Source organism: Acinetobacter bereziniae LMG 1003 = CIP 70.12 (assembly GCF_000368925.1).
GTDB classification, from domain to species: domain Bacteria; phylum Pseudomonadota; class Gammaproteobacteria; order Pseudomonadales; family Moraxellaceae; genus Acinetobacter; species Acinetobacter bereziniae.
Genome location: NZ_KB849756.1, coordinates 131,932 through 153,588 on the forward strand (window position 1 = coordinate 131,932; position 21,657 = coordinate 153,588).

At 37.1% G+C, this 21,657-nt stretch carries 19 protein-coding genes and 1 pseudogene; 7 read left to right on the forward strand and 13 right to left on the reverse strand.

Annotated elements, in window-relative coordinates:
- Positions 1–183 precede the first annotated feature (183 nt).
- Positions 184–303 (forward strand): annotated as a pseudogene (locus F938_RS24940) (DNA adenine methylase); the annotation flags it as partial.
- A gap of 367 nt (positions 304–670) precedes the next feature.
- Here F938_RS24940 and F938_RS10805 read toward each other — a convergent pair.
- The 11 genes from F938_RS10805 to ybaK form a co-directional block, all read right to left on the reverse strand.
- Positions 671–1,921 carry an MFS transporter gene (locus F938_RS10805; protein ID WP_005031728.1) on the reverse strand — a complete coding sequence of 417 codons (1,251 nt, stop codon included), beginning with the start codon at positions 1,919–1,921 and terminating at the stop codon, positions 671–673.
- A 130-nt stretch (positions 1,922–2,051) separates the two neighbouring features.
- Positions 2,052–4,307, reverse strand: coding sequence for a TonB-dependent receptor (locus F938_RS10810; protein WP_005031730.1), 2,256 nt, complete (start codon positions 4,305–4,307; stop codon positions 2,052–2,054).
- A 3-nt stretch (positions 4,308–4,310) separates the two neighbouring features.
- Positions 4,311–5,570 carry an MFS transporter gene (locus F938_RS10815; RefSeq protein ID WP_005031733.1) on the reverse strand — a complete coding sequence of 420 codons (1,260 nt, stop codon included), beginning with the start codon at positions 5,568–5,570 and terminating at the stop codon, positions 4,311–4,313.
- Positions 5,558–5,938, reverse strand: a complete 381-nt coding sequence (locus F938_RS10820) for a hypothetical protein (protein WP_004830621.1) — start codon at positions 5,936–5,938, stop codon at positions 5,558–5,560. The genes F938_RS10815 and F938_RS10820 overlap by 13 nt, the downstream gene beginning before the upstream one ends.
- Positions 5,935–6,588 (reverse strand): GNAT family N-acetyltransferase, encoded by a 654-nt coding sequence (locus tag F938_RS10825; protein ID WP_004830620.1) that lies wholly within the window; start codon positions 6,586–6,588, stop codon positions 5,935–5,937. Before F938_RS10825 ends, F938_RS10820 begins: the two co-directional genes overlap by 4 nt.
- A gap of 54 nt (positions 6,589–6,642) precedes the next feature.
- Positions 6,643–8,484: an IucA/IucC family protein gene (locus F938_RS10830; protein WP_005031741.1), complete on the reverse strand. Its 1,842-nt coding sequence runs from the start codon at positions 8,482–8,484 to the stop codon at positions 6,643–6,645.
- Positions 8,481–9,950 carry a lysine N(6)-hydroxylase/L-ornithine N(5)-oxygenase family protein gene (locus tag F938_RS10835; protein ID WP_005031744.1) on the reverse strand — a complete coding sequence of 490 codons (1,470 nt, stop codon included), beginning with the start codon at positions 9,948–9,950 and terminating at the stop codon, positions 8,481–8,483. Before F938_RS10835 ends, F938_RS10830 begins: the two co-directional genes overlap by 4 nt.
- A complete protein-coding gene (locus tag F938_RS10840) occupies positions 9,943–11,730 on the reverse strand; it encodes an IucA/IucC family protein (RefSeq protein WP_005031747.1) in 1,788 nt (595 codons plus the stop codon). Before F938_RS10840 ends, F938_RS10835 begins: the two co-directional genes overlap by 8 nt.
- A gap of 526 nt (positions 11,731–12,256) precedes the next feature.
- Positions 12,257–12,757 (reverse strand): hypothetical protein, encoded by a 501-nt coding sequence (locus F938_RS10845; protein WP_010591231.1) that lies wholly within the window; start codon positions 12,755–12,757, stop codon positions 12,257–12,259.
- 177 nt (positions 12,758–12,934) lie between these two features.
- Positions 12,935–13,510, reverse strand: a complete 576-nt coding sequence (locus tag F938_RS24700; RefSeq protein WP_005031753.1) for a DUF4189 domain-containing protein — start codon at positions 13,508–13,510, stop codon at positions 12,935–12,937.
- Positions 13,511–13,776: 266 nt separating this feature from the next.
- Entirely contained in the window at positions 13,777–14,244 is a 468-nt protein-coding gene (gene ybaK, locus F938_RS10855; RefSeq protein ID WP_005031756.1) for a Cys-tRNA(Pro) deacylase, read from the reverse strand.
- A gap of 159 nt (positions 14,245–14,403) precedes the next feature.
- Here ybaK and F938_RS10860 point away from each other — a divergent pair, with 159 nt between their 5' ends.
- The 6 genes from F938_RS10860 (at position 14,404) to F938_RS10885 (ending at position 20,685) form a co-directional block, all read left to right on the forward strand.
- A complete protein-coding gene (locus tag F938_RS10860) occupies positions 14,404–15,039 on the forward strand; it encodes a CDP-alcohol phosphatidyltransferase family protein (RefSeq protein ID WP_005031758.1) in 636 nt (211 codons plus the stop codon).
- 29 nt (positions 15,040–15,068) lie between these two features.
- On the forward strand, positions 15,069–16,817 hold the full coding sequence (locus tag F938_RS10865) for a bifunctional alpha/beta hydrolase/class I SAM-dependent methyltransferase (protein ID WP_005031760.1): 1,749 nt from the start codon (positions 15,069–15,071) through the stop codon (positions 16,815–16,817).
- Between the two features lie 76 nt (positions 16,818–16,893).
- Complete coding sequence (locus F938_RS10870; RefSeq protein WP_005031762.1) at positions 16,894–18,249, forward strand: phosphatase PAP2/dual specificity phosphatase family protein; 1,356 nt, start codon at positions 16,894–16,896, stop codon at positions 18,247–18,249.
- On the forward strand, positions 18,246–18,674 hold the full coding sequence (locus F938_RS10875) for a hypothetical protein (protein WP_005031764.1): 429 nt from the start codon (positions 18,246–18,248) through the stop codon (positions 18,672–18,674). Before F938_RS10870 ends, F938_RS10875 begins: the two co-directional genes overlap by 4 nt.
- Before the next feature lie 383 nt (positions 18,675–19,057).
- Entirely contained in the window at positions 19,058–19,744 is a 687-nt protein-coding gene (locus tag F938_RS10880; protein WP_042066493.1) for a lysophospholipid acyltransferase family protein, read from the forward strand.
- Positions 19,741–20,685 (forward strand): phosphatidate cytidylyltransferase, encoded by a 945-nt coding sequence (locus tag F938_RS10885; RefSeq protein ID WP_004830605.1) that lies wholly within the window; start codon positions 19,741–19,743, stop codon positions 20,683–20,685. The genes F938_RS10880 and F938_RS10885 overlap by 4 nt, the downstream gene beginning before the upstream one ends.
- Positions 20,686–20,852: 167 nt before the next feature.
- Here the strand turns inward: F938_RS10885 and F938_RS10890 are convergent, their stop codons facing one another.
- Both F938_RS10890 and F938_RS10895 read right to left on the reverse strand, forming a co-directional pair.
- A complete protein-coding gene (locus tag F938_RS10890) occupies positions 20,853–21,356 on the reverse strand; it encodes a hypothetical protein (protein ID WP_005031768.1) in 504 nt (167 codons plus the stop codon).
- Between the two features lie 118 nt (positions 21,357–21,474).
- The coding region (locus F938_RS10895) for an integrase core domain-containing protein (protein WP_005028598.1) at positions 21,475–21,657 on the reverse strand (183 nt) is incomplete at its 5' end.

The window sequence follows — 21,657 nt, forward strand, 5'->3', positions numbered from 1 at the left end:
TCACTGGAACCATTTCCGTCTTATTAGAAGTTATAAAAATTAATAATAAATCGAGGTGACGAATATTGTTGGTGCAAGATTCTCCCCTTTGATAAATGCACTACCGCAGGCAAAGCCTCGTTACCCTGTACAGGATAAATAGAGGCTATCAGAAAATGAAATACTTTTGCAGTAGGTGAAATAATGAAAACCAAGCCAATCGTGCCGTGGATGGGTGGAAAACGTCGTCTGGTGTCGCAATTGATGGCAAATATGCCTAAAAACCAATCTTATGTAGAATTGTTTGCTAGAGGTGCAGCATTAGTGGCGACTGATACACTTGGTCAGATGCATGGAAAATTACAAGCTCAAATTAATAATGGTTCAAAAGTTGAATGGATTGATGCTCAGACAATAGGTAGATTTGGTTACGCCTTTAGTCACGGAACGATTCGTGATAAACCCGCAAAACTAGAATTTGCAAAAATAGATAGAAATATTGGGATAAGAGAATTCTTAGCTCATACAACACAGTGCGTAGGCAAACTTTTAAAGTTATGTAAAACCTTTGCAAGAGATGAAACAGTATATTTCCTTATTTGTATCAAAAATTTCTTAAATTATCTCGTCGCGCATCACAATGCCGAAGAAACTAGTCAAATAATATGACACTGATATGACTTTATCGATATTATTTTTCTCTATTCCATTTAAAAACAATGAAATAAACATAAAATACGGCAAAAATACCAATCAATAAATAATATGGAAAAATTATGTTGAATTGATACAGTGCTGTACTCAACAAAGGGGCAAACACTAAGCTGAGCGCTTGCACCATTGTACATAAGGCTGCTATTTTCGTTTGATCATGGATTGAGACCGACTGTGATGCACCTGTGGTAAATGCAGGCATCAAACACGCCACGGCGATCCCATAAAAAATATAAGCGAGCTGAAAGATGATGATCTCTTGGGTATATGTCGACATCAACAACCCTATCAACATTGCCGATAATCCAGCCACCAATAAGGTTTGCAATGACCATTTTAACCATTTTGAAATTGCTACTTGCATAACAACCAATGCAATACCAACAATTAATGAACATTGCGAAAAATACAATGCACTTTGTTCAATACTGAACTTAAATTTATCTTGGATATAAAAGCCAGCCGTTAAATTCAGGGTAACAATGGCGACGTATAAACTGAATCCTAAGATTAGCCAGATAAAAGCTTTGTTTAACGTATGTTTATTTTGATTTTGTGCTTGATACTGCTCACCAATATCCAGTGGTTGATTGGCTAAATCTGTAGGGTTTTGATGCAAATTTTCTGGAAATTCGACCGAATTTTGATTATTTTTTTGGTAAAAGCTTACGATCAATATACTCAAGGTTGCGAGAATCACCACAGCCAACCACATGGGAATTAAGATCCCATAAACGATCAATAATGTCGTTAGAAATGGTCCTAAAATTAATCCTAAACTGTTGAATGCACCAAACTTTGCCATCATTTGGCTACGTTGTTTTTCTTCTTCATAGCGTGTCATCACATAACTTTGTAAAGCAATCTGCGGCATTGCCATAAAAATACCTGTACTGCTGCGACTTAATAACAGTAAAGCAAATAACAGTCCTGCTGGTACACTATAATGCAATCCATAACTGAGTACACCTGAGAACAGTCCCCATGTGATGGTCATACCAATAAAACCTAAACTGAGTAAATAATATTGATTTTGTAATTTAGTTTTTTTTGAGATCCACATTGCTGTTAAACTCATCAACAAAGCACTTGCAGAAACCAATAAGCCTGCTTGAAGTTCTGACATTTTAAGCTGCCGAATCAAGGGAGCAAGCAAAGGCAAAATCATGGAAAAACTCATTCCATTTGCTAGACTTGCAGCTAATAAAATCGTATTGTTTTTATTCATTTAGACCTTATTGAAATATCAGAGTGAGCAGATAATCAAATACATTATGCAATTGAGACGCATTTCCATATTGATCAAATTAAAAAGCCCCTTTTACGTGATTGATTGGCAAAAGAGGCTAAAGGTTTAATTAATATTTAACGCTATAGCTTAGACCATAGGTACGACCTTGTGCAGGTAAGCTTGAGATTGCACCATAAACAGTTGAAACAGCTTGGCTATATACTGATTTATAATCTGTATTCCAGACATTATACACACCAAATCCAAGTGTCCCAGGTCCAACTTTGGCATTAGTAATCACATCCATCGTTGTAAATCCTTTAATCTCAGCGGGTGGACGAGTTGAGCCACTGTCGATCGCATCTTGACGCGCTTTGTCTGTCCCACCTATGGCTAAGGCTTGTACTCGCACACCAATGCCATCATCAAACTGCCAATCTGAATAAACCGTTCCTTTTAATGGTGCGATTCGGATTGCATCCAATTCTTGCCATTTACCTTGAGTATTCTTATATTGCCCAGTGGTATATGCTGCTGTTCCACCGACAGTCCAATTCGATGAAATTGGATAAGAGAGATTCGCTTCTGCACCATACACACGTTCATCCGTGTCAATAACCTCTATAGCATAATTCGGTGGTCCAAATTTCAGACTCTTGTCTGAATCATTATAAAACGCAGTAATACCTGCATTTAAACCTTTGGCACCTTGAATTCTCCAACCCAATTCATAGTTATTAACTTTAATTGGATCAATCGTCTGACTACTTACTACAAAGTTTGCAGGTACATCACGCAGCATACGTTGTATGTCTGGTAAATTTGAACCTTGTGAGAAATTGGCAAAAACTTGTTGTGCATCGGTCAAATGATAGACAGCCCCAATATTAAACAAAGTTGCATCATGTTTAACCGTTCCACCATTTAAGGTTTTTGCTTGATAAGTTGGCACTATATCAGCAACGACTGCTTCTGTGTAAGGTGTTGACGAATCAACATCACTTTCAACGCGCTCATATCTTATGCCTGCTTGTAAATCAATACGGTCGGTAATATCCAATTGGCTTTGCGCAAAAAAACCCAGCTTACTGGTTTCTACATCTGGACCGAATTGATAGCGCTTAAGCGGTTTAAAGGCTAAACCATTACTTCCCATAAATGTGGCTAAATCATAACGTTGCATATCCTGACGGTCTTGCTCATTTTCATAATCTACCCCATAGGTCAGACCTAACTTACGACCTTGTAAATTAAAATCTTTTTGTAAAGCAAGTCGAGCGCCCCAAACATCAATATCTGTATCAGATTGATAGACTAAATAAGTGCTACCTGGCGTTGGTAATGCAGTATGAGCAATTGGATTCACTGCTGGATACCAACGAGCTTGCTCATTACGATAATAGGCTTCAGCATTTAAAATCTGCGTAAAGAAGTCATCATTTTGGTATTGGGTATTAAAACTATAGCGTTTGGTTCTTGGCTGATCATCGAGCTGTAATCCTTTAACGGCTTTTTGGCTCGGTTGTGCGCCAAATAAGACCGCAAGTCCTGGACCATAGTCTGGACCATAATCACTGTCTTGTTCATCGTTATAATATTGACCACCAAAACTGAGACTTTGACCATCGGCAATTTTCCAAGTCAAACGTCCATTCACATCGATGGTTTCAGTATCTTGACGATCCGTCTGCGCAACTTCAGGTCCGACTCGATCGCCATGACTGTCTTGGATTTCACCACGTTTAGCATAGCCAATACCGAGTGTTCCTTTTAGAGCGTCTTGATTGAATGAAATGCTTTGTGATGCTTCATAAGCCATTGCATCACTTTTAAAGTTGTTGCCAGACGTGACACCGACTTTAGTTTCAAAACTTAAAGGTTCTTCGCCACCATTTTTTGTGATGATATTGATGATTCCACCTGTTGCGCCAGAGCCATAAATACTACTTGCGCCAGAAACCACCTCAATTCGCTCAATCATAGATGGGCTAATGCTATTGAGTTGTCGTGAACCATCGCGATAACCTGTTTGAGGTACACCATCAATCATGTATTGGACCACACGCCCACGCATCGTCATACCATAGTTTGATGTTGTACCCGTATTCGGCGTTAAAGACGGTACCAACAAGCCTAAAATATCTGCGGTGCTTTTACCTGCATTGGCTTGCTTTTCGATTTCAGCATGATCAATGCTATACACTGTTCCAGCGATTTCGGAAATACTTTTTGCAGAGCGCGTGGCGGTTACAACGATGGGTGCCAAGCTTTTCACTTCTGATACGGTATTATCATTATTATTCGCAGGCTCTTGCGCATAAAGTTGAGTACATACAGCTAAACTTAAACAGGTCAGTTGTATATGTATTGATTTTTTTCTCATGAGTTATCCTTCCATAATCTTTGATTTTGGATTTATTTGCGATTTTGAAATAATGAGATGTGATAAAATTACACTCACTACAGATGCTACGGCCAGTACAATATAAAAATTGCCATAACCTAATGATTTGGCCAGAAAACCTGAGCCTGCCCCACCAATGAAATAGACCAACAATTCAAAACACACCAGAATTGTAAAATCAGTTCCTGCTTGTTCTTTTGAGCTATTTTGCATAAAGTATGCATAGAGCGAAGTCATTGCAATATAACGAATTGCCAAAAATGCAATGACAAAAATTCCCAATAATAAATGCCACTGGTTTAACCAACCGAGCAAAATAGCAAGTCCCAATAATCCGTAGATTAAGGTTCGTAGCCAGCCCGCCCAAACCAGCAACTGTGTTGCCTTTATTTTTTTCAATAAGAGTGCTGCTGAAACCGCAGCCAGCAACCCCACACCTGCACCCACTACAGACATCAATACCCCAATCTGTGACAGTGACCAGTGTTGATCAATGAGCATTGGGTTAAGCATTGCCATTGCAGGTGCTTCGACAAAGCGATAGCAGACAATTAACAATAAAGCCCAACGAATTTCTGGTCGTTTAAATGCACGAATCAAGCTTGGAGGGTTTTGTGCAATATGTTCTTTGGGTTTTTCTTTGATTTGAAACACAGCCAGCATGGTTAAAGCTGTCATCACCGCTAAACAGGTTAATGCTGTTTGCCAACCATGATATTGATAGAGCCATAATGTCGCCGCACCACCAATCATACTCCCGATGGCAACACCAATACTCTGCGCCATACTGCCAAAGCGATAATCTTGTTCAGAAAAAGCTTCAACAGTATAGCCGTCTATGGCAATATCTTGCGTTGCTGCAAATGTTGAAATCCATAGTCCAATCACGACAAACACAGCCAAACCATATGAAAACTGGGTAAATGCCAGTGCCAATACACCCAGTACCAAAGCAATTTGCGTAAACAGCAACCAGGTTTTTCGTTTTCCTAATTTTTTAACATATATTCGATCAATCAACGGCGCCCAAAAAAACTTAAACGCCCATGGAATATATAACAGTGACAACATTCCAATCCAGCGTAAATCAACCCCTTGATGCCTTAAAATTGCAGGCAGTGCCACATTGTAAAAATACAAAGGCAAAGCATGTGCTAAATACAGAACAATCACAACACTCAAGCTTAATATTGAAATCTGCTGTGTCATTGATGTATTTTTTGAATTATCTATGTTCTGCATATCCACCTCTGCACCGCCCACTGCAGTGCATCGCAACGATCCAACGTGACGTAATAAGGAACACGCCAAGCCACATGTAAAGCTGGTGAATTCAGGCGTTGTTGATCTGCATCATCAAGCGCAATCCGCACCAATCCCACACAATATTTAAAAAATTTGACTTTATTTTTTTTATACCAAGCGGCTTGAACTTGGCGATATTCCTCTGGGAAAGTCGTACCATCTAGACTTTGCATCACCAGTGCAAAATTTTGTTGATGATGCAAAAAGTTTTCAACTTCTGCGAGCCATTGCTCAAATTCAGCAATTGATACATCTTTTGAAAACGTCATATCCATAATTTGAATATGTGTAGACTGGTAACTCATATGGAGGGTTCAACTCGCTCTGTTTGGTTGGGAAATTTCTTTTGCGCAAGATATTGCTGGGACTGCGTAAGAAAATCACCAAATTTTTGATAAAAGGTCTCTCTAAAACAATAATACAGCATGGCATCTTTTTCAGGCATTGGAATTATACCCTGAGCTTCATAGCACATGTCTTCTACCACTGCTGCATAAGGTTTGACTTTAGAGTCAGGTTCACCCACGATTTTCAGAGATGCTGCATTTTCAAAAATATAAAAGCTTAATAAACGCATGACTGCTCTTAAATAACCTTTACCAAATGCTGATTTTTCACCAAAAAGTAGATGCCAACCTAAATCTAATTCATGTCCCGAATAATAACGCCCCAATCTATCACGTTTTCCTTCATAAATTTCGGTATAACCTACATCTTGCCCGTCTACGCCAACAATTAACAAACGATGGTGGTCGTCAGCCAATTGTTTTTCAAAATATACTTTGAGTTCAACTTCAGACTTATTCAATTGCCACTGCGGAATTACATGCGGTTCATGCATCCACTTATGTAACAGTGCCATATCATCAGGATATTTCACTTGGCGCAGATAAAATTGTGTACCATTTTCATAGTATTCATAAAAATCAGGTAATTGGCGTGATAGTGTTTTCATTAATGTCACCTTGATAAAATTCATTAATTCAATATTTAAGATTCATTTTCAATGCTATACAGACAGACTTGCTGAATGCTTTAGTGTTAAATGCTGTCGTTGCGATTGTTGCTCTGCCCACTGTTGTAATGTGGTTGGACTGACAGGATTGGCAATTAAATCTAAAAAGACAGGAACAGGACGCTCAGCTTCATCGTTATAACTGGTGGTAAATAAACGCACCCGATTTAAGCAGATCTTGTCATATTGGCTTCTAAACATTGCAAATTTTTCAATACGTGCTGAAAGCTCAGGGTGCTGTTGATGAAATTCAGCAATCACATCCGAAATTGTTTGCCAAAATTCCACTTCGTTATGTTCTGGAAAGTCTTGAAGGAATACATTACTGATATAACGGTAATGCACCATGAATAAACCTGTAAAAATAAAGTGACTGAGCTCCAAAGCCGAATGGCGAAGTAAAATTTTTCCTTCTTCTGGAAGTTCTGAAAGCTCAGGGAAGTCTTCATCTACCAGATTAATATCATCAATAAAGTCTTTCAGTACCATGGCTTTGGGTACACCATTTTCGTGAATTAGCATGGTATTTTCACCATGTGGAGAAAATGCAAGACCATATTTATACAAGCAGATCAGTAAGGGTTTTAAACTGACTGTTGCGAATTGTTTTAACCATGCCAAAGGTGTTAGACCTGATGCTTGAACAAGCACGTCTAGAACAGATCTGCCTTGAATATCACGATGTAATAACGCAGCTTGGGAGAGTACTTGCTGATGATCTGCGACATAAGGATCGATACTTTCACGCCACAAACAGCCAAATAACTCCTTGAATTGATAAGGCGCACCTTCGATTTGGTCATAACAAGGCTGCTGAATGGTTAGCGTCGCAACTTCACCTAGAAAAACCACGCCAGATTTTTGTAAATCTGCATCTTGTTTGAGTAAATTTTTTAGCCAAGCCGTCACAGCTGGGGCAGCTAAATTTCGTTTTGATGGTAATCCTCGATAAACTGCTGTATTAAAAATACTTACTGGTAGTTTAATGTAATGACGTTGTGTGTTTGATGTATTGCATAATGTACGAATAGATTGCATTGGTACATAATCATCTTGACCAATATCAAGCTCTACAATTCGCTGATGGACAATTTCGTTGCTATAAGTCGGTACAATCCATTGGTGCCATTGCCAAGCATGTACAGGGATTAAATAATAATCCTCTGCATTCAAAGCATGGCTTTGCATTGTTTCACGAAATTTATTCAGTTCTTCAGCATCAAACTCATACAGATAAAGGTCACCTGCTTGCCATTCAGGTGTTGAACGAAATTCAGCCAAATCGCGATGTACAGCTAGCCAGAGTAATTTGACTTTAGGTGAGACTTCGGGTGCAGCACTGAGGTAGTCGTCATAACCAAATCCCATACGCCCTTTGCTCATAATAAGCCATGGATGTCCACGTAACATCCCTTCAATCTTATGGTGTGATTCTGTGAGTACCGCTGTACTATTTAAGCGATTTTCATCAAAGACATGCGCTTCTGCCAACCACGTATTATTCATTTCTTTGATCAAATAAGCTTTGGTAAAGGGCTTTACTTCGGCTTGATTAGAAAATGCTGCAATAAATTGATGCAGATTCCAAGCCGCTTGGGTGGAATCTGCATTCAAATCACGTACTGAGCCTTCTTCAATCAACCAATGCCCTAACAAATATTGTTTGGCATTAAACTGATAACGGCGGTCATCCAGCGTCAACTGAAATAAATCACCGCCTAAGTTTTCAGCCTGAATAATTTCCTCATATAAAAATTCAGCAATTGCCATTTCGATCAGGCGTTGTCCTGCACTCCGCCACTGCTTTTGATTAATTTGTAACTGTGCAAAACTCATATGCTTTTCTCAATATTTGAATATCTTTGTGGGTTTTGTTTATGCTGAGAACTTTGCGACAAAGTTGCTGATGTCATTTTCAGATTTTTTGCCGAATGCTCAATTTCATTAGATGGTCTATATGAATGTACTGCTGGATTTTTCTGAATCGCTTGTACTTGTGGATTTTGCAAAGGATCAAAATGCTGGAAACATTGCGACTGTTCAGGTAGGTCATATAAGGCATAACCCAATAACTGATTAGCAATCGTTGCCGCACGATATGCACCCAAACCCAAGTCTGGTGTACCTACACCATGACTATGCATTTCCATATTTTGTACATAGATTTCGCCAATACCTGTATATGCAGTACGATAATCAACTGTAATATCCCAATGTCCCTGTGCATTGGTTTGAATATGTGGTTTAACATGCTTGAGAAATTCAAACTCTGGACTTGTATAGCCTGTCGCGCAGACAACATAATCACTGTCAATACTGAACTGATTTAAGCTGACACGATCCTGAAAAATCAGTTTGATTTTCCCTTTATCTGTCAGCGCAGCATCAATTAAATTCGATTGGCTATGCAAATGTGTCGCAAGTTGTTGATTGGCAATATTTCTATGGTAAAACTTTTTATAAATTTCTCGAATGGTCTGAGCACTAATACCTTTATAAAGATAGGCTTGCTTCGCTAACTGCACATCCTTATTTAAATCATCAAATTTATAAAAATGCTGAATATAATCTGGACTAAAGTGTTCCAATCCTAAAGGCGTATATTCCATCGGGAAAAAGCCATTGGCACGTGTCAACCAGTTTAAGTTAAACTGTGGTTTAGACACTTGATCAAATTGATACTGTCGATCAAATAAATCTAAAAAGATTTCAGCTGCTGACTGACCCGAGCCTAAAACCACCACATTGCCTTGCAAATCTTGCGTTGAATGTTTCAGATAGTCTGCTGAATGCTTGCAACGTTCAGGATACGCTTGCATAAACTTACGCACACATTGTGGTACATAAGGAACATTCCCAGCACCCAATACAAGATTTCGACAATTGTAGCGTTGCTGAATACCATCTTGGTGCACAGACACTTCAAAACCATAGCTTTTAGGGATGATATCCGTCACTGTAGACAGATACTGAATACATTCAAGCTGATCAGCAACCCATTGACAATAATGGTTATATTCCTTACGCGGAATATGTGGCTGCTCAAGAAAATAAAACTTATATAACCTTTGTTGATCTTTTAAATAATTGAGAAAACTAAACGGACTGGTCGGATCTACCATAGAGACCAAATCTGCCATAAATGGAACTTGCAATAAGGTATTCGGCAACTGCATACCTGCATGCCAATCAAACTGTTCCTTTTTTTCAAAAAAGAGATATTGCAAATCAGATTTTTTGTGTAACAGACTGGCTAAACTTAAATTAAATGGACCTAAACCAACAGCAATAAAATCAAGCATAGATTGCATCCTTCTGTTTAAGACACAAAGGATTCGGCAATTGAACATAAACTGATTGCTGTTCAACAGGTGCAATCAACTCATCTAATTCATATAAACGCGTCAGCAAGTTACCTTTATATGGCAACGTAGGCTGATATAACAAAGCATGTAATAAAGTGCTTTCAGGATACTGTTGCAGCAAATCAGATAACTTATCCTGCAATACATGTATGAGTCTTTGCTCTGAAATACTGCCAGTCGCGCCAATTGCATTAATAATGCCGAAAATAGTATTGCCAAAGAAATAGTAGCTAAATCTTTCATCTACAAAAGACTTGGGTCCAACAGCATGTGCTTTTTCATCAAGTTCAGGAAACTCTTTTAATATTTCAGTAGCATATTCTTCGATATAGTAAAAACCTTGATTATCCCTTAACCATAAATTTTTAGGATAGGCATTTTCTAACTCAACCAAGACATTCTGTTGATGGGATTCAAATGCCATGCCGTAACGATGATAGAGATACATCATCGGCACTAAACTGATTTCCAAGAATTGCTTAAACCAATTCAATGCGATCTGTTCAATATTGTGCTGTGGTTCAGCTTGGGCAATGTCTTCAAATAAATGATCAAAACGATTTAAATCCTTTTCAGGATGATCCTGACACAAGGATGCAATACAGGTAACCTGCTGCTTTTTATCAAAAGGTTGATCTCTAAAAATACAAATGGTTTCATTGACAATATTGCCATCCAGCTTTAAAGCAGTCCAAGCGGGATCATTTACGGCTTTGAGTGTAGGACAATGTTGAACAATTGACTGCCCCATCTGCCCATGCCACAAACGATGCGTCATTTCACCACGATGACATTCTTTGGCTAAATTAATTCGAATTGAGTTGTTGATCATCACCGATAATGAAGGCTTAACCATCCACGGCGCAGCATAACTTGCTAAGGTTCTTACTGAAGTGGTTGCTGAAAATTGCCAAGCTTTTTCGCCAAAATCGATTATCTTATGTTTAGCTTTTAATTCTTTATACCAGTCTTTACTTTGTAAATATCGTGCTTGCCAAGGGTGCAAAGGCAATAACTTATAATTTGAATAGGTATTTAGCAAAGTGATTTCAGCTTCATTTAAATACCAATGTATCTCTTGCCTAAGTTGTGAAGTGATATCCTCTGCACACGAAGCATTACTCTCAGCGACATATTCTGGTGCAACCAACCAGTAATACAACTGAGTTTTACCTTGATGTTCAGGAGAAAATTTCAACCAGTCTTCATGGATAAATCCCAACCTACTTTTTGGCGCAGGATGCATACTATGTCCAAGAATTAATGCTTGTTCAGATTGAATGAAGTCCTGTTTTGCCTGAATTAAACGATCAAAATCAGGCTGTCGATGTGTTAAAAACTGAAGCAATGCATCTCGACTTTGAATCCACTTTTCGACCAGTGATGCACAATCCAGTGTTTGTGAAGCATTTTGTACCAACTCTTCTAACAGCAAGCTGACCATCGCAATTGCGCTAAACGGTTGTATTTGTCCTTTAGTAAAGACTTGTGGAAGTCTGGCAATTCTGTGTCTGCCAACAAAACTACTATATGACAATGGAACAAATAATTGAGACTGAATTGATTTCAAAGGAATTATTAACAACGTCAAGCCTTGGCTAAACGTGAGTTGAGTAGAATTTTGTTGATATTTTTCAAGTAAAATTCCACTACCTGTTTCTTGTGAGTATGCATTGATTAGGTGCTGCATCGCCAATCGGCTGGCAAGCTCTTTCATCTGACCATATCCTCTGTACAAGACTTTTTACTGCACTAAAAAGTTCTAAATTTAATTTATGTTTTTTCTTGGATCATGCTGTCATGCTCAGCACAAATCGATCTTAATGTTAATAATTCTCATTTAAGAATGCAATTTTGTATTTTTCATGTATTAGGATAGTTAATTTGATGATTTTATGAATTTTTATCATACATCGTATTTTTTTCGATCATTAATATCTTAAAATTTTCAATTGTAATAAATGATAATATTCTCATTTAGGATTGAGAGATTTCATGAAAATTTTCATCAAATTGCATTATTTACACCATTTTGTGCTTAGCATCACAAATTTGTTTAAGAATTTAAAATTATGCAAATCGAAGTAAAAATGTGTTGATCGTCTAAAATTTAATTCATGTTTATTTAAGAAAAGAAATTGTTTTATTCAACTTATTTAGCCTGTATAAGCCCTTAGATGATTTTCAATATTACATTGAATAAAAAAACCTCCCAAAGGAGGTTGAAATTCAAACAAATAAGATTATTTAATTTCAATAGCACGAGCCATAATACTTTGAGATATATCTTGTTTAAGCCTAACGATAAGTGTTTGATCTGTAGCAACTATACCTTCTTGTTCCAGCACAGCAGATACATCTTTCGGAGTTAATGTGTACATTGCACCTGTAGCAGGGTCAACAATAAGTACCCCGATCAGCCCAAGCCCACCAAAAACAATATTGCCAAAATACCAACCACTAACTTTTGCTTTTACTTCTATAGTTTTAGGCTGAAAACCTTCTTTAGAAAATGTTATGTTGTAGATTTCACCCTTAAAATAGCCTGCACTCTTATTTAGAGTAACAGTGACTGGGGTTTGTCCAACATGGACCTTTTCTCCTTTCCTGTTGGTAATACTAATTTGACTAACTTCAGGCACACTTTTAAAAGAAAGTGTTTGAGTCGAACCTGAAATGATGCTCGCACATCCAGTTATTGACAATAAACAAGTCAGTATAGAAATTTTAAATAAATTATTCATCGAAATCATGTGTTGAGTTTTGTAATATAATATAACTTACTATATACATAATTTTACATAAGTAAATATACAATTGATTTCATTCATCATGTTTATTTTACGGTAAACCAGTGTTCTACGTTTATACTCATCAAATAGTTCGAAATCATTCGTTTTGTTCAATCTTAGCGATATCATTTACAAGCTGCATCCAGAATAAATAATACGGCAGGATTGTTGGTTAGCTAAAGAACAAAACATTAGTGCAGCTTCTTTCGCCTTATCCTCTGAAACATTGTATTTAATTTCAGATTTTTGACCGCCATTGATTGGATCAGCCACAGCAACACAGCCATTTTTATAAGTATGGGATACCTCACACTTCTGTACAGCATGTTGCTGACATGCTGTTAATGCATCAGCTTGTGCTACATCTTTCGATGTATGGTTTTTTGAGAAACCAACTGAACGTCCCTTTAATTCTCTGCCTTTTTCTTCTGCAATCGCTCCCCATAAGTTTTCAGCCATAGGATACAATGTTGGATTTTGATTATAATTTCCACCACCTCCGTTAGGAATCGGCGCGCAACCTTGAACACCTTGCCCACCGATTGGATAATATCCTGATGGACAATTACCTTCTGCATAAACATTGGTAATTGCTAAAAAAATAATAAAACCAGCAAAAATAGGAAATTTAAAAATCTGATGATTGGTTATGATCACCTTATCTATTCCTTTATGAAAAATAATCTCTAGTAAAAAATTATTCATCTTTAATTTTATCAATTTGTCATTGATTCATCATAAATCAAAAAAATATTAGCAGCACATCAAGCTACAAGAATCATGTATTTTTTTATATTTATTCATGTTAGTTCTATTTTAACGATGAATATAAATCGACCTAAAAAACTTGCTTTTCCTTTAGATAGAAGAAAGTTTGAACTGATGGCTATTCTGATTGTTCAAAAAGGAGGTTTCAGAAAATAATTAAAAATATCATGAATAACATTTTTTAATTCTTCGCTAAAGAAAGCTTAGATATCCAAAACATCTACAAAATTTGCACCCAAAATCTGTGCCAAATCTTGTGGCTTCACGCCAATATCCAGACCTCGTTTTCCACCACTGACATAAATTTTTACTAATGACGCTGCACTTGCATCTATGACGGTTTTTAAACGTTTTTTCTGACCAACAGGACTAATGCCACCGACTAAATAGCCAGTTAAACGCTCAGCATCTTTAGGATCTGCCATATGCAATTTTTTACAGCCAAAAGCACTTGCCACTTTCTTCAAATTCAGTTGATGATTCACTGGAACAACAGCGACAAAATAATTTTTATCATCAGTCACCATTAGTGTTTTAAACACTTCTTCAACGTTTAAGCCTAGTTTTTCCGCCGCTTCTAAGCCAAAACTCTTGGCGTTCACATCATGTTCATATTCATGGATAGAAAATTCAATTTTATTTGATTTTAAAACTTTACAAGCAGGTGTCATATGATCAACAAGATATGGAAATTAAAAAGATATTGAAATTATAGGACGATTGTTAAAATTTTTAAATTCGTTTTCAACATTCGTCGCTTAAAATTATCGCTTGTAAAATCTTGAACAACCTGATTAAAATTACCACAAAGACTTTATTTTAATAGAACAATGCCATCTATCTATCAATTAAAACCAGCCTTTCAAAACTTACTCCGCCCCTTAGTACAATGGCTTTTTAAGCGAGGTGTAACTGCCAATCAAGTGACACTTTTTGCGATGTTTATTTCATTGGCTTTAAGCATTTTTTTATACTTATATTATTTGAATCATCCTGTGAATTGGTGGTTGTTATTGTTTCCGTTGTGGATGCTGATTCGAATGGCTTTTAATGCAATTGATGGCATGTTGGCACGAGAATTTAATCAACAATCCAATTTAGGTGCTTTTTACAATGAATTAAGTGATGTTATTGCAGATACAGCACTCTATGTCTGTCTAATTGCTTTTGCTTTTATCCATGCAAAATTACTGTTATTGGTGGCTTTCCTTGCTATTTTAAGTGAGTATACAGGTGTCATGGCACCTCTGATCGGTCAACAACGTCGTTATGATGGTCCTATGGGAAAAAGTGACCGTGCATTTTGGTTTAGCTTAATGACTGTGGTCATTGTATTTTTTCCACTGCTCAATACAAATTTACAACTACTCAGTTTAATCTGTAATGGCATACTCAGCCTTATGGGTGTGTTACTCGCTTTAACAATCTATAACCGAATTAAAAATAGTTTAAAAACAGCTTCATAAAATAGTTTCATCTTTCAGGGTAAATTGCTATGTATAACAATAGTCACCACACCTTCACCAGTCACGATGGCACAGCATTGTTCTATCAACACTGGGCGACACAAGCACCATCGGAAACAAAAAAAGCCATTATCTTATTTCATCGTGGTCATGAACATTCTGGACGTATGGCACATTTAGTTGAGGAACTTAATCTTCCAGATTTTGATTTCTTTGCATGGGATGCCCGAGGTCATGGCGACTCTCCAGGTGAACGTGGAGATGCCCCAAGCTTTTCTGCTTGTGTTAAAGATATTCAATACTTTGTTCAGCATATTCAGCAAAACTATGCCATTGACCCAGAGAATATTGCAGTTGTTGCACAAAGTGTGGGCGCGGTACTTGCAGCCACATGGGTGCACGACTATGCTCCTAAAATTCGTGCCTTGTGCTTAGCTTCGCCAGCATTTAACATTAAGCTGTATGTCCCTTTTGCTGAACCTAGCTTAAGAGTCATGGCAAAGCTACGTGGTAACTTCTTTATTCAAAGTTATGTCAAAGCCAAAATGCTGACTCATGACGAAGATCGAGCGCAAAGCTACGATACTGACCCGAAGATTGCCAAAGCGATTTCGGTAAGAATGTTACTCGGGCTTTACGATGCCTCAAAACGCATTGTTGCTGACTCACAAAATATTTTTGTACCGACCCAAGTATTATGTTCAGGCTCAGATTTTGTCGTTTTCCAAAAACCACAACGTGAATTTTATCAAAAACTTCCGCATCCGAAAAAAGAATTACACATTTTAGATGGTTTCTTTCACGATACATTAGGTGAAAAAGACCGACATATTGCAACGGAGAAAATACGTCGCTTTATTCAACAATGTTTTGCGACTGCTTATCAGGCACCTGATGTTTTAAATGCCGATAAAATTGGTCCAAGCTGCGCAATTGCAGAAGATCTCAGCTCACCATTACCAGCTAAATCAATCAAAAATGCATTTTGGGAAGTCACCAAAAAGAACCTAAAAATAGGTAGTCATTTATCTCAAGGTTTAAAAATTGGTGAAGATACGGGTTATGACTCAGGCAGTACTTTAGATTTTGTTTATCGTAATCAAACCGAAAGTAGCAACCCGATTGGTAAAATTATTGATCGTCAATATCTCAATGCAATTGGTTGGCGTGGTATCCGAGTACGCAAACAAAATATCGAATCTTTACTGCAAAAGTACGCTGATATTCTGATTAAAAAGCGTAAACCACTTCGAATTATGGATATTGCATCAGGTCATGGGCGCTATATTTTAGATGCGGTTGCTCAATTGCCGAAACAGCCTGAGTCAATTCTGCTCCGTGACTATAGTGACATTAATGTAGCTGCTGGACAGAAAATGATTGCTGAACGTGGCTTAACTGATATTGCAGAATTTGTTCAAGCAGATGCTTTTGATAAAGAGTCATTAGCTTCGGTAAAACCAAAACCATCTCTAGCCGTGGTATCTGGTTTGTACGAACTGTTCAGTGACAATGATTTATTACGACAATCTCTTGATGGACTAAGTAAAGCGATACTTAAAGATGGCTATCTAATTTACACAGGTCAAATCTGGCACCCACAACAAGAGTTTATTGCTCGTGCGCTCACTTCACATCGTCAAGGTGATGCATGGGTGATGCGTTTGCGCTCACAGGCAGAAATGGATGCGCTGGTTGAAGCTGCTGGCTTTAAAAAAGTCGATCAGTGCATTGATGAGTTTGGAATATTTACCGTTTCAGTGGCACAAAAGCTATAAAAAAACTGTCATTAAAATTCATGGCTGGATATTAATTTTATTCAGCCATCACGAATAAAATAATAATGGATGTTATATGCCAACACTCATCAAAGAAACAGGAACATGGAAATGGGGCTTACTCTGCTTGGTTTTCCTGGCACCATTCTTTTTTCTGACCTATGGTTTTGCGAATCAGTATGCTTCTGGACTCGCCTATGTTCCAAGTATTGTATTTGACTGGGAAAAGCATATTCCACTTTGGGCTTGGACTATTGTGCCTTACTGGTCAATTGACCTGTTTTATGGTCTGTCTCTGTTACTGTGCTGGAACAAATTTGAACTGAAACAACAGGCGCTCAGATTGTTTTTAGCACAAGTGATTTCGATCAGTTGCTTTTTATTGTTCCCGTTAAAATTTAGTTTTGAACGCCCTGCCTTAGATGGTTTTTTTGGACTATGGTTTGATGTGCTGATGGGGTTTGACAAGCCTTTTAACCAAGCACCTTCTTTGCATATCGTTTTGTTGGTCATTCTTTGGGATTTTTATCGTAGACATGTACAAGGTTCATGGAAATACTTGGTGGACTTTTGGAGTGCGTTGATCGGACTGTCCATCCTCACAACATGGCAACATCATTTTATTGACCTTCCTACAGGAATTTTAGTCGGTGCTTTGTGTTTGTGGTTATTCCCAATAACTGTTAAATCACCATTTAGAAAAGATGGCTTACAACAGTTAACAGCAAAACATTTAAAACTAGGCAGTTACTACCTGTGTGGTGCTGTAATTTTCTTGATTTTAGCCTATGAGTTAAACCCTTGGGGATTATGGCTAATCTACCCAGCAGTCAGCTTATTTATCGTTGCGCATAGTTATAGTTTTGTACGTCCTCATTTTTTCCAAAAGCAAACCAATGGAAAGATGACCATCGCTGCACAGATTTTACTTGCACCGTACCTTATTTTTGCGTGGCTCAATAGCCGAATTTGGACAAAAAAACATCATGAAGATTCATTGGTCATTGATTCAGAGCATAGAAAAATCTTTATTGGGCGTATCCCCACTCAAAAAGACAGCGAAAAATATACCGCAGTATTTGACTGTGTTGCAGAATTACCCTTAAACAGTGGATCTGAATATCAACAGTATCCAAGTCTTGATTTGATTCCTTTGCAAGCCAATCAACTTGAGTATGCGGTAAATCAATTCAATCTCTTACTCACCAAAATTGATGGCACGCCATCGCAAAACATTCTCATCTGTTGCGCCCTTGGATATTCAAGAAGCAGCGCACTACTCAGTGCTTGGTTAATGCAACAAAACCAAGACAGCACTGTTGAAGAAGTCGTTGAAATCATCCGCAAGGCACGTCCGTGGGTGGTATTAAAAGCACCACAAATTGAAGAGCTTGAAATTTATCAACTCAAATTAAAAGGCTTGGCGCCATGAAAATGAAATTTTTCATTGTTGCCAAGCTTTTATCTGCAACTGGTGGTTTGCTACTTTCTGGCTATGTTGCTTTTGCTTTATCTATTTTTGCGATTTTATTTAAAGGTTGGCAAACGATAGAGCTTTGGATATTCATTGTCATTACATTATTGCTCATGGCTGTTCATCATTACCTTTCATTCCGTGTCAAATTTGATGCGGAATTGATTGAAATGCTGGCGATCCAATCTAGAGCTGATAGCATTGAACATCTTACTCAGCAATTCGATCAAAGCTTACTTGAAATGAAACTTCTTCCGCAAAATAAAGTCGGTCGAGATTGGACACTGCGTTTTGCTGGCTGTTTTCGCTTAATCAAGCTGCAAATTGCCTTAGTATTGATACAGTATCTGGTTTTAATTATTTTAATTTATCGAATCATTTAAGTGAGCATTTGAGTCAGAATATAGACGGTAGTTAGGTTTTCTTTCTTTAACTTCGACCAAAGCAAAGTCATGAAAATCGCTGTATTTGAAGGACTAAGATAATGAAATTGCTTCAAGTTAGGCTATGATTTAAAAAGTAAAAATGATAAATTAATATTGTGATATAAATGATTTTTACTATTTATTCAAAAGCGTTAATTTAAAATCGATCATGTGGGGCTGTTGAATTCAATATTATTCTGCTCTTTTTAAATCAGAAATTTAAGTTTTCATCATTTCAATATCATATGAACAGTACAAAAAAGATTAAATATCAATTGGCTTAAACAATGAATCAGTTACCCGAACAGCGTCCTGAACAAGATCAAAAAATAGAAAATAATATGCCTGCACTCAACAAAATGCAGAGCTTAGAGACACCTCGCGGAAATTTTGCTTCAAGCTCAGTTGCTCGTTTTATTGCATTTCTGACCCGACGTGGCGCACGACTGATCACAGGCGCACGTAGTTTGTGGATTGGTTGTCAGCCTGAAATGAAACAAAGAATCTACTACGCCAATCATAACAGTCATATCGACTTTATTTTATTGTGGTCTTCACTGCCAAAATTAATGCGTCGCAAGACCAAACCCGTTGCAGCATCAGATTATTGGCTGAAAGATGGTTTTCGTCAATTTTTGATTAAAGATACTTTTAATGGGGTCACTATCCAACGTAACCGTGAGGATGGTTCTGATCCATTACAGCCTGTAAAAGATGCACTTGCACAAGGATACTCGATTATCTTCTTTCCTGAAGGCACACGTAATTTAGATGATGATGTTGAGTTACTGCCATTTAAAAGTGGTCTTTATAACCTGCATAAGCAATTTCCAGAAATAGAAATCGTTCCAGTTTGGATTTCAAATTTAAGACGTGTCATGCCTAAAGGTTCATTTATTCCTTTACTTTTGTTATCTACAGTATGTTTTGGTTGTCCTTTAGAACAACATTTAGAGATGGATAAAACGACTTTTATCAACTATGCCCAAAAACAACTATTGCAATTAAAAGAGGTTGAAAATCAATGATTGTTGATAATCTACATAAAACCTATCTTTTATTTGGTATTTTTGCTGGTATTTTGGTTTTTGCATCCTCAGTAGGATTTATTCTTAAACAAAAAGCTGGACATCAGCCTGCACCAGTCATTGATAATTTAAATGCGAGAATTAATGCTTGGTGGGTGATGTTAATTGTCATTGGTGCAGCAATTCTGCTTGGTCAAACTGCATTTATTATCTTATTTGGCATTATTTCACTTTTTGCATTGCGTGAATTCACCAGTTTGTTGCCGACACGGCGTGGTGATTACTTTCCGCTGTTGATTGCATTTTATTTTGTGATTCCATATCAATACTATTTAATCGCTATCGACTGGTATGGCTTATATTCTATTTTTATTCCATTGTATGTGTTTTTACTGATTCCGATTGCCAGTTTAAAACAAGAAGACACCAAACATTTTCTTGAACGTAGTTCAAAAATTCAATGGGGTTTGATGGTCTGTGTTTTCTGTATTTCTCATGTTCCTGCACTACTCAATTTAAAATTACACGGTTTTAAGGGTGAACCGATTTGGCTGGCAATCTGGTTAATTATGGTTGTGCAGGCTTCAGATGTTTTGCAATATGTGTGCGGAAAGCTTTTTGGCAAACACAAGGTTGCCCCTGTTTTATCTCCGTCTAAAACTGTCGAGGGTTTACTTGGTGGTATCGTCCTAGCCACAGCTTTAGGTGTTGCTATGGCATGGTTAACTCCATTTAGTTATTTACAGGCAGCATTTATTGGTCTTGTGGTGTGTATTTTTGGTTTCTTTGGCGGTTTGGTTATGTCTGCAATCAAACGTGATCGTGGCGTTAAAGATTGGGGACAATTGATTCACGGTCATGGTGGTATGCTAGATCGTATTGATTCTATTTGTTTCTCAGCACCGATCTTTTTCCATATTTTAAGATATTGGTGGAGTTAATCTGCCATTATCGGCTAATCTGTAACAAGTGAAGAGTAAAAGTTCAAATATTTTATATTAGGTCTTTTGCGAAAGTAGGTTTTTGCTCATTTGTGCTTGATGCGACAGCTTCTAAATTAAAAGCCATCCCTACTCGAATCTCAAACAATGCCAGAGGTCTATTACATTTAAAATATTTGATCAAAAACTCTGAATCTGCTCTGGTTTGATATATATTTTATAAGTGTATTGGAAAAATCATCAAATGAATCAAAGATGACATCAACTTCTTCATATTCAGGTTCATAACCATACACAACCTTATTTTTATTTTTGCCTTCTAAACAAATTGCCAAATATGAGTAACCATTTTTAACTGACATCAAAAAGCAAAAATGATGATCCCAAAAATTATTAATTCGGTTAATTTCTACATCATTCATTGCTGCATCTAAGCTTTGATGTCTAAGTTCTTCCCAATCGAACTCAGATTCTGTTTCACCTCTAATTTCGGCAATTGTAAAAAACCAAGCAACATCACTTGGATTGCTTATTGTTTTATAATTCATAAGAATTTCTTGTAACTCAATAGGTAAATGATCAAACCCAGAGATATTTTCATCTCCTTTGTAAGATCTCTCTTCAATATTCCAGTTATTCTTAGTCAATACTTCTATTAATTTAATTCTCAAGACTAAATCCTTTTTTATCTAAGACACTGTAACTACTACTCTTTGTATTAATGTGGTTCCGTTAATTAGACCACTCAATTCAGTTTTATAAGTGATAAATCCGCTCTAAATATTTAAATTATGCTGCCATTACTTTTAGTAAATGTTGATCATAAAATTCATCCGGTGTTGCCTTATTCAAACTTGAATGAGGACGTATCATGTTATAAAAATCCAAATATTCAGCAATTGATTGTTTCGCTTGTTTAACCGTATCGTAAGCCTTCAAATAGACTTCCTCATGCTTCACGCTGCGCCATAA

Excerpts from the sequence above, each read along its gene's own strand:
- F938_RS10805 (WP_005031728.1), bottom strand. The coding sequence starts at position 1,921 with ATGAATAAAAACAATACGATTTTATTAGCTGCAAGTCTAGCAAATGGA.
- F938_RS10810 (WP_005031730.1), bottom strand. The coding sequence starts at position 4,307 with ATGAGAAAAAAATCAATACATATACAACTGACCTGTTTAAGTTTAGCT.
- F938_RS10815 (WP_005031733.1), bottom strand. The coding sequence starts at position 5,570 with ATGCAGAACATAGATAATTCAAAAAATACATCAATGACACAGCAGATT.
- F938_RS10820 (WP_004830621.1), bottom strand. The coding sequence starts at position 5,938 with ATGAGTTACCAGTCTACACATATTCAAATTATGGATATGACGTTTTCA.
- F938_RS10825 (WP_004830620.1), bottom strand. The coding sequence starts at position 6,588 with ATGAAAACACTATCACGCCAATTACCTGATTTTTATGAATACTATGAA.
- F938_RS10830 (WP_005031741.1), bottom strand. The coding sequence starts at position 8,484 with ATGAGTTTTGCACAGTTACAAATTAATCAAAAGCAGTGGCGGAGTGCA.
- F938_RS10835 (WP_005031744.1), bottom strand. The coding sequence starts at position 9,950 with ATGCTTGATTTTATTGCTGTTGGTTTAGGTCCATTTAATTTAAGTTTA.
- F938_RS10840 (WP_005031747.1), bottom strand. The coding sequence starts at position 11,730 with ATGAAAGAGCTTGCCAGCCGATTGGCGATGCAGCACCTAATCAATGCA.
- F938_RS10845 (WP_010591231.1), bottom strand. The coding sequence starts at position 12,757 with ATGAATAATTTATTTAAAATTTCTATACTGACTTGTTTATTGTCAATA.
- F938_RS24700 (WP_005031753.1), bottom strand. The coding sequence starts at position 13,510 with ATGAATAATTTTTTACTAGAGATTATTTTTCATAAAGGAATAGATAAG.
- ybaK (WP_005031756.1), bottom strand. The coding sequence starts at position 14,244 with ATGACACCTGCTTGTAAAGTTTTAAAATCAAATAAAATTGAATTTTCT.
- F938_RS10860 (WP_005031758.1), top strand. The coding sequence starts at position 14,404 with ATGCCATCTATCTATCAATTAAAACCAGCCTTTCAAAACTTACTCCGC.
- F938_RS10865 (WP_005031760.1), top strand. The coding sequence starts at position 15,069 with ATGTATAACAATAGTCACCACACCTTCACCAGTCACGATGGCACAGCA.
- F938_RS10870 (WP_005031762.1), top strand. The coding sequence starts at position 16,894 with ATGCCAACACTCATCAAAGAAACAGGAACATGGAAATGGGGCTTACTC.
- F938_RS10875 (WP_005031764.1), top strand. The coding sequence starts at position 18,246 with ATGAAAATGAAATTTTTCATTGTTGCCAAGCTTTTATCTGCAACTGGT.
- F938_RS10880 (WP_042066493.1), top strand. The coding sequence starts at position 19,058 with ATGCCTGCACTCAACAAAATGCAGAGCTTAGAGACACCTCGCGGAAAT.
- F938_RS10885 (WP_004830605.1), top strand. The coding sequence starts at position 19,741 with ATGATTGTTGATAATCTACATAAAACCTATCTTTTATTTGGTATTTTT.